This is a genomic window from Kocuria aegyptia, assembly GCF_039530085.1.
Taxonomy (GTDB): domain Bacteria; phylum Actinomycetota; class Actinomycetes; order Actinomycetales; family Micrococcaceae; genus Kocuria; species Kocuria aegyptia.
On sequence record NZ_BAAAOA010000062.1, the window covers coordinates 1 to 11,094 of the forward strand.

8 protein-coding genes are annotated in these 11,094 nt (G+C 67.0%); 5 read left to right on the forward strand and 3 right to left on the reverse strand.

Annotated elements, in window-relative coordinates:
* The first annotated feature begins 341 nt into the window (after positions 1-341).
* Positions 342-1,130, forward strand: coding sequence for an SDR family NAD(P)-dependent oxidoreductase (locus ABD220_RS17940; protein WP_344124858.1), 789 nt, complete (start codon positions 342-344; stop codon positions 1,128-1,130).
* Between the two features lie 271 nt (positions 1,131-1,401).
* On the opposite strand, the gene ABD220_RS17945 is transcribed toward ABD220_RS17940, so the two are convergent.
* The gene (locus tag ABD220_RS17945; protein WP_344124860.1) at positions 1,402-2,133 is read right to left on the reverse strand and encodes an IclR family transcriptional regulator; all 732 of its coding nucleotides are present in this window, start codon (positions 2,131-2,133) and stop codon (positions 1,402-1,404) included.
* 104 nt (positions 2,134-2,237) lie between these two features.
* Here ABD220_RS17945 and ABD220_RS17950 point away from each other — a divergent pair, with 104 nt between their 5' ends.
* From ABD220_RS17950 to ABD220_RS17965, 4 genes are all read left to right on the forward strand, one after another.
* Positions 2,238-3,971 carry an IlvD/Edd family dehydratase gene (locus ABD220_RS17950; RefSeq protein WP_344124861.1) on the forward strand — a complete coding sequence of 578 codons (1,734 nt, stop codon included), beginning with the start codon at positions 2,238-2,240 and terminating at the stop codon, positions 3,969-3,971.
* A gap of 157 nt (positions 3,972-4,128) precedes the next feature.
* Entirely contained in the window at positions 4,129-6,825 is a 2,697-nt protein-coding gene (locus ABD220_RS17955; protein WP_344124862.1) for an FAD-binding and (Fe-S)-binding domain-containing protein, read from the forward strand.
* Positions 6,826-6,828: 3 nt separating this feature from the next.
* Positions 6,829-7,584 carry an SDR family NAD(P)-dependent oxidoreductase gene (locus tag ABD220_RS17960; protein WP_344124863.1) on the forward strand — a complete coding sequence of 252 codons (756 nt, stop codon included), beginning with the start codon at positions 6,829-6,831 and terminating at the stop codon, positions 7,582-7,584.
* Positions 7,585-7,826: 242 nt separating this feature from the next.
* On the forward strand, positions 7,827-8,684 hold the full coding sequence (locus ABD220_RS17965) for a fumarylacetoacetate hydrolase family protein (protein ID WP_344124864.1): 858 nt from the start codon (positions 7,827-7,829) through the stop codon (positions 8,682-8,684).
* 632 nt (positions 8,685-9,316) lie between these two features.
* Here ABD220_RS17965 and ABD220_RS17970 read toward each other — a convergent pair.
* Complete coding sequence (locus ABD220_RS17970) at positions 9,317-10,087, reverse strand: SDR family oxidoreductase (RefSeq protein ID WP_344124865.1); 771 nt, start codon at positions 10,085-10,087, stop codon at positions 9,317-9,319.
* A 172-nt stretch (positions 10,088-10,259) separates the two neighbouring features.
* Positions 10,260-11,094 (reverse strand): fumarylacetoacetate hydrolase family protein (locus ABD220_RS17975; protein WP_344124866.1); only part of this gene is annotated, 835 nt, incomplete at its 5' end.

Consider the following 11,094-nt stretch of genomic DNA (forward strand, 5'->3'; position numbering starts at 1 on the left):
CCACGCCCCGCCCGGAACACCCGTCTCCATGCCGATTCCCTCACTCGCGTCCGCCGTCACAGGACCTGCCCGGAGATGCCGCCCGCGCCACCCCGCCTGAGGGCGCCCCAAAGCTCCACCACGCGGTCGCATCCAGCTCCTGCTGGACAGAGCTCCAATATCCTATAGGGTATGGGGTAGGAGATGTGATTCAACGCACAGTCCAAGTACGGGACCGCGTTCCCCGTGGCCACTCTCACGATCGGCTTCATGGCCTTCGTCCTGGTGCGGATCGTTGACGCCTTGGTCGTCTGACCCAGCACCTCGCAATACGCCCCGCACCCGAGACCTCAGGAGCACCCATGACGGACCGACAGTTCCCCGGACAATTCCCCGATCGACGCACGGCGATCGTCACCGGCGCCGGAGCCGCGCGCGGGATCGGCCGCCACGTCGCCCGCCGCCTCGCGCAGGAGGGTTGGGCCCTGGCAGTGCTGGACGTCGACGCCGACGGCATCCGTCTTTTCGCCGCCGAGCTCGCCGAGCAGACGGCGCACCCGGTCCGCGGGATCGCGGTCGACGTGGCGGACCCGGCCTCGGTCGACGCGGCATTCGAGGAGATCGACGCCCACCTCCCACCGGTGCTCGCCGAGGTGAACCTGGCCGGCATCGCCAGCCCCCACACGCTCTTCGAGCTCACCAAGGACGTGTGGACCCGGGTCATGGACGTGAATGCCACGGGCACCCTGCTCATGATGCAGGCCGCAGCACAGCGCATGATCGAGGGCGGGCACGGCGGGCGGATCGTCAACACGTCCTCGATCACCGCCTACGACGGCGGCGGGACCTTCTCGAAGACCGGCTACGCCGCGGCGAAGGCGGCGGTCCTCGGCCTGACTCGCGGAGGCGCCCGTGAGCTCGGCGGGCACGGCATCACCTGCAACGCCATAGTCCCGGGCCCGATCGACACCGACATCATGGGCGGCGCGCTCACGGATGAACGCCGGGCCACACTGTCCTCCGCCGTGCCCACCGGGCGGGTCGGCCGGCCCGAGGAGGTCGCCGCGCTGGTCAACTTTCTTACCAGCCATGAGGCCGGCTTCGTCAACGGCGCGTCCTACTTCGTCGACGGCGGCAAGCACATGGTGTGAGCCCGCACCGGTGGGCTCGACGTGACAGTCGTGAACGGTGGATCAGGGCGGCCGGGAGTCGATGACCGTGCCGTCCCGCAGGACGTCCCGTTCGTGACCAAGAGCGGCACCGCCTGGACGGGACCCCCAGCACAGCTGGGCTCCGGTTCCGGGATCACCTGCCGGCGCCGGCTGCGCATCGGGCAGCAGGCCGGAGGATGGAGAAGCTGCATCAGGCCGTCGTCGACCAGCGCGGTCCGGACGGCCGGAGATAGCCGACCGAGCGACCACTTCAGAGACGGCCCACCAGACCGTCCTGAACACGGGCGATCAAGGCTGGCGCGGTGTCGAGCAGCCGCTTGATCGGGTATCGAAAACGCAGAGCACTCACACTGATGGCGCCGGCAGGAATGCCTGCTGAGTCCTGGAAGGCGGGCACCGCAATGCAGTTGACGCCCGGTTCGTTCTCTTCGTCGTCGATCCCGAAGCCCCGGGCACGGGTTGCATGCAGTTCAGCAAGCAAGGCGGAGGGCTCGGTGATGGTTGACGCCGTCTTCGCCTCAAGTTCTTGACCCTGCAACCACGCTGCCAGTTCCGTCTCGGTGGTCAGGGTGTAGGACAGGAGCAGCTTGCCGACCGCGGTCCGATAGGCAGGGTTGCGGCCCCCGACGACGGAAGTGAGTTTCACTGCCCCATGGGCGGGGTCGACTTTTGCCCGATAGACGACGTCCTTGCCGTCGAGCACCGCGTAATGGAGTGTCTCACCGTACTCGGAAGCGAGAGCGGCGAGGAGCGGCTGGATACGCGCAGTGTCCGGCCGTGCGGCATGGTTGCTGAACGCGATCCTGAAGAATTCATCACCCAATGCGTAGACCCCACGAGAGGTCAGTTCGGCAAGAGAGGCCTTGCGGAGCGAAACCAGCGCTCGATGGACTGTGGGCTTCGGGCTGGCCAGCGCGGAGGCGATGTCCTCGAGCGTTGCGCCCTCGGGGTGTTTGCCCAGTTCCAGCAGCACGGCGAGCACCCGATCAGAACCTACGAGGCGCTGCCCTTGGACAGCGTCAGCTCGGTGTGTCATAGTTCACTCGATGCGTCATAGTTCCATATAGTAGTACAAAGTTCCAATAAATGGAAGAGGTCATCGTGGATCGTCTCCGTAGTGCCGACTGGTATGCCGGCTCAGACCGGAACGCCTACATCCACCGGGCGTGGATGCGGCGGGGCGTGCCCGATGATGCCCTCGACTCCTCACGGCCTCAGATCGCCATTGCAAACACTGCGTCCGATCTCACGCCCTGCAACGTGCACCTCAACGAAGTCGCGGACTCGGTCAAGCAGGGCGTGTGGGCAGCAGGCGGCGTCCCGCTCAACCTCCCTGTGGTGTCTCTTGGCGAGACCCAGGTGAAGCCCACTGCCATGCTCTGGCGGAACATGGCAGCGATGGCCATGGAAGAGATGTTCCGCGCCAACCCCATAGACGGACTCGTTCTCCTGGGCGGCTGTGACAAGACGATCCCCGCGCTGTTGATGGCAGCGGCGTCGGTCGACATTCCCGCCATCGTCGTGCCCGGCGGCCCCATGCTCACCGGTCACTTCCGCGGCCAGGCCCTGGGGTGCGGAACCGATGTGTGGCGCCTGAGTGAAGAAGCCCGAGCCGGCACCATCAGCACGAGACAGTTCATCCAGTCGGAGCAGTCGATGATCCGCAGCAAGGGCCACTGCAACACGATGGGCACGGCCTCCACCATGGCGGTCGCCGCCGAAGCACTCGGCATGACCATCCCCGGTTTCGCGGGCATCCCTGCCGCCGATGCCCGCTTACTGTCCATGTCCCACGACACCGGCCGACTCGTTGTCGAGTTGATCGCGCAAGGGCGGCGTCCGAGCGACATCATGACGAAGGAGTCCTTCCTCAACGCCATCATCGCGATCGCCGCGGTGGGCGGGTCGACGAACGCGGTCGTGCACCTGCTGGCCATCGCAGGACGGCTCGGGGTCGATCTGACGCTGGAGGATTTCGACGCCGCCGGCGCGGGTGTGCCCGTCATGGCGAACCTGCAGCCCTCGGGTGATTTCCTGATGGACGACCTGTACCGTGCCGGCGGAGTTCTTGCCCTGCTGTCGCAGGTGAGAGATCTCTTGTACCCAGAGCCCATCACGGTCACCGGCACCCCGCTCGTGGAGTATCTGGTGGATCAGCCGATCTACGATGACACCGTCATCCTCCCGCGTGACACACCATTGATGGACGATGCGGGTATCGCGGTGCTGCGAGGGAACCTGGCGCCACGAGGAGCAATCGTCAAACCCGCCGCCGCAACGGCGGAGCTGCTGCAGCACACCGGGCCGGCCGTTGTCTTCGACAGCATCGAGGACATGCGGGAACGCATCGATGACCCCGATCTGGAGGTCACTGCGGATTCCGTGCTCGTGCTGCGCGGGTGCGGCCCCCGCGGCTACCCTGGCTTCCCCGAGGTCGGCAACATGCCGTTGCCCCGCAAGCTGCTGGAACAGGGCGTCCGCGACATGGTGCGGATCAGTGATGCCCGGATGAGCGGGACCGCCTACGGCACCGTCATCCTCCATGTTTCCCCCGAAGCAGCCGCCGGCGGCCCCCTGGCCTTCGTCCGCACCGGTGACGTCATCACGGTCGACGTCGCGAACCGTTCCCTCACCATGGATGTCACTGATGAGGAACTCCACGCCCGGACGCAGACTCCTGCGAGTGAAGCCGCTTATGCGGCGCCGGTACGGGGTTGGGCGAAGCTGTATGTGGACCACGTCATGCAGGCCGACCAGGGTGCTGATCTGGACTTCCTCGTGGGCTCGAGCGGTGACGGTGTGGGCCGTGAATCCCACTAGAACAGCCTCACGGTCAACGCTCACCGGCCCGGAATCAGCGCTGGCCGCCACGCTGGGCGCCGCCCTGCCCCGTGATGGTGCCGTCTCCACAAGTGCTTTCGACCGGGTGGCAGCCGCAGTCGATGCATCCCACTATCTGCTCACTCCCCGTGCAGTCGTGACGGCGCAGGACGTGCAGGAAGTCGGCACCCTTTTCGCAACAGCAACCGCTCACGGCGAGACACTGACCTTCCGCTCCGGAGGCACGAGCCTGTCGGGGCAAGCATCCAGCGGGAATGTCCTCGTCGACACCCGGAAGTTCTTCCGATCCGTCGCAGTCGAAGAGGATGGGCTCGTTGCCAGGCTCGGACCGGGAGCCACCGTCCGGCAGGTCAATGCTCGCCTGTTGCGGTACGGCCGCAAACTCGGCCCCGATCCCGCGAGCGAGATCGCGTGCACCATCGGCGGAGTGGTCGCCAACAACTCGAGCGGGATGGCTTGCGGCACCCGACAGAACACATACAGCACCCTGCGATCGGCGATGATCGTCCTGCCGAGCGGGACCGTCGTCGATACGGCCGCGGCGGACGCGGACGACAGGCTCCGCGCAACCGATCCCGAGCTCTGGCATGCTGTGACGGCGCTCCGAGAACAGATACTCTCCGACCCCCAGCTGGTCGCTGAGATCGAGTGCCAGTACAGCATCAAGAACACCATGGGGTACGGTCTCAACTCCCTCATCGACCACGAGGAACCGATACAGATCCTCGCCCACCTCATGGTCGGCAGCGAAGGGACCCTGGGCTTCATCGCGGAAGCCACCTTCAACACCGTCCCGCTGCACACGTTCGCGGCGACGGCCCTGCTGGTCTTCGACACGCTGCGCGATGCGACCGACGCCCTCGTCGACCTGAACGCCACCAGCCCTGCAACCATCGAGCTCATGGACGCCGCGTCTCTGCGTGCGGCGCGCATCGACCCGGAATCCCGGGCCGCACTCCCCCCGTTCGATGTCGTCGACCACTGTGCGTTGCTCATCGAGTACCAGGCGGCCACCGCCGACGAGCTGTCCGCGTTGACTCTGGAGGCCCAGGCACTCCTCGAACGCCTGCCACTCACCAGGACCGCCGTCCTGTCACAGGACCCTGTAGTGCGCGCGTCCCTCTGGCGCGTCCGCAAAGGCCTCTACGCGACCGTCGCTGGGTCCCGTCCGCCGGGAACGACCGCCCTCCTCAAGGACATCGCGGTCCCCGTCGAGCAGCTCTCGGACACGTGCGCCGCCCTCACACACCTCTTTCAGGCCCATGGCTACGGAGATGCGGTCATCTTCGGACACGCGAAGGACGGCAACATCCACTTCCTCATCAATGAGGACTTCGAAACCGCATCACATCTCGCCCGGTATGCGGCGTTCACCGAGGACATGGTCGACATCGTGCTCGCCGCCGGCGGCACTCTGAAGGCAGAGCACGGAACCGGGCGGATCATGGCCCCGTTCGTGGCCCGCCAGTACGGCCCGGAGCTCTACAGCATCATGCTCGCCCTCAAGAAGGCCTTCGACCCCGCAGGCATCCTGAACCCGGACGTAGTGCTCACCGCCGACCCGGACCTGCATATGAAGCACCTCAAGTCGACGCCCACCGTCGAGGCCGAAGTCGACCGCTGCGTCGAGTGCGGGTACTGCGAGCCGGTCTGCCCGAGCAAAGACCTCACGACCACCCCCCGCCAACGCATCGTCGTTCAGCGGGCCATCGCCGACGCTGACTCCGCGGGCGACACCGCCCTCTCCGCGGAGCTGCGGCGTGAGCAGGAATACGACGTCATCAATACCTGCGCAGTCGACGGCATGTGCCAGACAGCGTGCCCTGTGCTCATCAACACAGGCGACCTCGTCCGACGGCTCCGATCCGAGACGATCGGCACAGTCGAGGCCGCGGCCTGGACCGCAGCGGGCAAGGCATGGAAACCCGCCACGCGAGGGGTCTCCACCGCACTCACGATCGCCGCCGCTTTGCCTCCTGCGCTGATCACTGTGCCGAACGCAGCGGCCCGGGCCGTTCTCGGGGCGGACACTCTGCCGCTGTGGTCCCAGGACCTGCCCAGAGGCGGCGCAGGACGCCGTAGCAGATCCTCCACAACCGCGGATGCCGTCCACTTCCAGGCATGCGTGGGCACCATGTTCGGCCCGGCCGAGGGAGGCGACGGTGTCGCCGTGGCCCTTGAATCCCTCGCAGCGAAAGCAGGCATCGAACTCGCTCGTCCGGACGGAATCGGCAACCAGTGCTGTGGCACCCCGTGGAAGTCCAAGGGAATCTCCGACGGTTACCACGACATGGTCGAACGCACCGCCGCCGCACTCTGGCAGGCCTCCGATCATGGCCGGCTCCCTGTCATCTGCGACAACTCGTCCTGTTCTGAGGGCCTCGTGCTGGCACTCGAGAAAGCGGTGGAGGAACATCCTGAGTTCCGCTCCCTGCAGATCGTCGACACCGTCGACTACACCGCGGAGCACATCCTGCCCGGACTCGACATCGGCAACCGGATCGGCAGCATCGTGGTGCACCCCACCTGTTCGAGCACACGAGCCGGATCGGACACGAACCTCGCCGTGCTCGCATCGGCCGTTGCCTCCGAGGTGACGGTACCGGCGAACTGGGGATGCTGCGCGTTCGCCGGCGACCGCGGCATGCTGCATCCCGAACTCACTTCCAGCGCCACTCAGCGCGAGGCGCACGACATAGCAGCCATCGAGTTCGACGCATACGTCTCCTGCAACCGGATGTGCGAGATCGGCATGACCAGGGCGACAGGGCGCCCGTACAGACACATCCTCGAAGTTCTCGACACGGTCGCGACCGCACAGCACAAGGAGTAGTCCATGAGCGAATTCGAAGGCCTCGTCGCGGTAGTGACTGGAGGCGCATCCGGCATCGGCGCGGCAATCGCCCGGCGGTTCCACGACAGCGGAGCCAGTGTCGCCGTGCTCGACCTCTCCATCGACGCAGACGATGCGGATGGCGCGTACTTCGCCGTCCCGGCCGATGTTGCCGACGACGCGTCGGTGCAAGCGGCAATCGCTGCGGTCGCTGAGAGATTCGGTCGCATCGACATCATCATCAACAACGCAGGTGTTGGAGCCCAGGGCGACGTCACCGCCAATGACGACGACGAATGGATGAGGGTCTGGAACATCAACGTCGTCGGCATGGCCCGCGTAATCCGTGCAGCCCTTCCCTTCCTGTGCGAGTCGTCCGCCGCTTCCGTCGTCAACCTTTCATCCGTCGTCGCAGACGCCGGCCTGCCCCAGCGCGTCCTCTACACGGCCACGAAGGGCGCCGTGCTCGCCATGACGCGGGCCATCGCGGCAGACCACATCCGGGAGGGCATCCGCGTCAACGCCGTCCTCCCCGGCACCGTCGACACGCCCTGGATCGGTCGCCTCCTCTCGAACGCGCCCGATCCCGTCGCCGAACGGGCAGCTCTACAGGCAAGACAACCCCACGGCCGGCTGGTCAAGCCCGAGGAAGTCGCCGGTGCGGTCGCCTTCCTCGCCAGCCCGCTGTCGGGCTCCACCACCGGAACCTCCATCACCGTGGACGGCGGCCTGCAAGCCCTGCGGCTCCGTTCCCAGTAGGCCATGAGGACTGCTCCCACGGCGAATGCCGCAACGGTCGCTGGCCGCCATCCCGCTGAAGGCCTCCTGGGGATCACCAGGCCCGCTCCGTCGAGGAAAAGGACATCTGACACGACCGCGTCCTGTTCCTGTCCTCGCTGACCGGACAGGACATTGTTCCTGGGCAGGTTCGACACCCCAGGCCGCCCACCCAACAGGTGAGCGGACAGCACCACGACCCCCTACTGAAGGGAATACCACGCATGAGACTTGTACGAGCAGGAGCCGTCGGCTCCGAGGTCCCCGGTGCCCTGGTCGACGACGACACATTCGTCGACCTCTCGGACGTCGTCGATGATTTCGACGGCACCTTCTTCGCCTCGGGAGCGATCGCAGCCCTGCCCGCCACCATCGCCTCACGGATCGCAGACGGACGGGGCGAGGCACTTGCCGGACGCCGTCTCGGCGCGCCCATCGCGCGTCCCCACCAGATACTCTGCATCGGTCTGAACTATAGTGACCACGCCGCCGAGACCGGACAGCCCGTACCCGACGAACCCATCCTGTTCACGAAATCACCCAACACCCTCATCGGCCCCAACGACGACGTGCAGGTCCCCCGCGGTTCCGAAAAGACCGACTGGGAAGTGGAACTCGGCATCGTTGTCGGACAGCGCGCCTCCTACCTCGCGGACGAGACAGAGGCCGCGGACGCCATCGCAGGCTACGTCCTCGTCAACGACGTCAGCGAACGGGAGTGGCAGCTCGAACGCAACGGCCAATGGTCCAAAGGCAAGTCGGCGCCGACCTTCAACCCCGCGGGCCCCTACCTCGTGACACCGGATGAGATCCACGACGTCCTGGACCTCGACATGTGGCTCGACATCGACGGTGTCCGCCGCCAGAACGGCTCCACGTCCACCATGATCTTCAGCCCCACCTTCATCGTGCATTACCTCAGCCAGTTCATGGCCTTGGAGCCCGGCGACCTCATCAACACCGGAACTCCCCCGGGTGTCGGCATGGGCATGTCACCCCAGGCCTTTCTGCACGGTGGCGAAACCATGACGCTCGGCATCACCCGTCTCGGAACCCAGACCCAACGGGTGATCGGGAACTGATCCGCCCTCCCGTGCTCACCGGACCACACCAAGCCGAGGTCCACCATGTCCCAGAGCCTGAGACCGAATCCCCCTGGGTTTGAGTCCGCATCTCCTCCGATCAGCGACTATCGCAGTAGCTGTGTAAGAGGCCCCATCACCCTCCCAGGGGCCGGAGGGCCGAGATGAAGGAGCACTTCGAAACACCGGTGGACCTGAGCCCATCGGAATTCGGGGAGCAACCGGATCAGACGCCGGAGGTGTCCCCGGCTGAACAGGACACCATCCAGGAACTGCTCCGCCCGGGCCGGTCAGGGTCGCCCCTGGCCGGCCCGGGCCTGCGGAGCCGCCCTGCTGAACTTCACCGGCACCACCGCCGACGGCCGGTTCCGGGGCCTGGATCCATGGCCGCGGCCGCGGTCGGCGAATCCCCCGTGCGGTCTCCCTGGCGGAACGCCGGGAAAGACGGCAGGAAATGGGCGCAGCCTGGTCTTCCTGGGTGCGGGCGCCTCACTCGCCGGCGTCCACCCCCGCTGAGCCCGCCGGACATCGGCCCACCAGGGACGTGAGCATCAGCCGCTGCGCGCGCAGGGGCACCACGGCCCACGACTGCTTCGCCGCCGTGCAGGGACTGGGAAGGACCGGGGCTGGACTCAGCTGCTCAGCCATCCGCCGTCGACCATCAGCATCTGGCCGGTGATGTAGCCGGCGGCCGGAGATGCGAGGAAGACCGCGGCACCGGCGAGGTCCTCCGGATTCCCGAACCGCTGCATGGGGATGCGGTCGAGCATTTTCTGCTGGCGCTCGGGATCCTCGAACACGGCCTCGGTGAGCTTGGTCCGGAAATATCCCGGCCCGATGCCGTTCACCCGGATGCCGTGCTGTGCCCATTCGGTGCTCAAGCCCCGGACCACCCCGTAGACCCCGGATTTGCTGGCAGTGTAGGCCACGACGTCCCGGATCGAAATGTGACTGGTCAGCGAGCCGATGAAGATGTGGCTGCCTTCCCGCCCCCGCCGGATCTGGCGCCTGCCGATTTCCTGGCTGAGCAGGAAGGGAGCCGTCAAATTGGTGCTGAGGATCCGGTCCCACTGTGCGCGGTCGAACGCCTCAGCCGGGGCGCGGTGCTGGATCCCCGCACCGTGCAGGACGATGTCCACGCCACCACCCAGCTCGTCCTCGACGCTGTCCAGCAGACCGGACATGTCGGTCGAGCTGGACACGTCGGCGGGGTGGGCGACGGCTCGCTCGCCGACGGTCGCGGCCACCTCGTCGATCTCGGCGCTCGTGCGGGAGACCAGGGCGACCTGTGCCCCGGCTTCGGCGAGCCCCTCGGCCATGGCACGTCCCAGCCCGCGCCCCGCGCCCGTGACCAGAGCCCGCCGGCCGTGGAGGGAGAAGTTGTTCGCCATCGATGACCACATTCCTCAGGGGTTCGAAGAGCCGGACATGCTGTCTGGTCGCCGGCATCACCGGCAGGTGCATTTCCTGGCCGGAGCACCGACCTCGTGCGGTAGGCCTGCCGCTCTGCTGAGACGCGCGGGCACGGTCAGGGCGCCATCCCGGCTATGGAGGTCCGGCAATGACCCAGAGACGTCAGGTCCGCTCCGGCGCACCGGACGCCCTGGCGGAGTCGTGGTCCACCACCGTCTGCCGCTGCTCTCCCAGGCCCTCGATGCCGATGGTCATCGTGTCCCCGGCCCGCAGGTAGGGGAAGCGCCCGGACAGGGCCACGCCCTGCGGGGTGCCGGTGTTGACCACGTCCCCGGGGTCCAGGGCCATGTACTGGGAGAGGTGCCGGACGATCTCCGCCACTCCGAAGACCATGTCCGCGGTGCTGGAGTCCTGCCGCGCCTCACCGTTAACCGTGGAGTACAGCCGGAGGTCCTGCGGGTCCCCGAGGTCCTCGGCCGGCACCAGGACCGGGCCGAGCGGGTTGAACGTGGGGCAGCACTTGCCCTTGGACCACTGCCCGCCGGACTGGCTGATCTGGAAGTCCCGCTCCGAGACGTCATTGCTGACGGTGAAGCCGGCGATGCACGCCAGCGCCTCCTCGTGATCGGCCAGGTAGGAGGCCCGGCGGCCGATGACCACGGCCAGTTCCACCTCCCAGTCCACTTTCTCGGCGTTAGGGGGGATCACGACGTCGTCGTGCGGACCCACCACCGTGTTGGGGTGCTTGAAGAAGATGATCGGCGTGCTGGGGGGCGGGTCACCGGTCTCGGCGGCGTGGGCGGCATAGTTCTGTCCCACGCACACCACGGCCCCGGGCCGTGCCACCGGCGGGCCGGCCCGCAGGGACCCGGCGTCCTGCAGCTCCGGCAACGAGTTCTCTGCCAGAGCGGAGCGCACCGTGGCGATGCCGCCGCCGGCGAGGAAGCCGCCGTCGATGTCGGCCGTGACCCCGGAGAGGTCGTAGACCGTCCCCTGG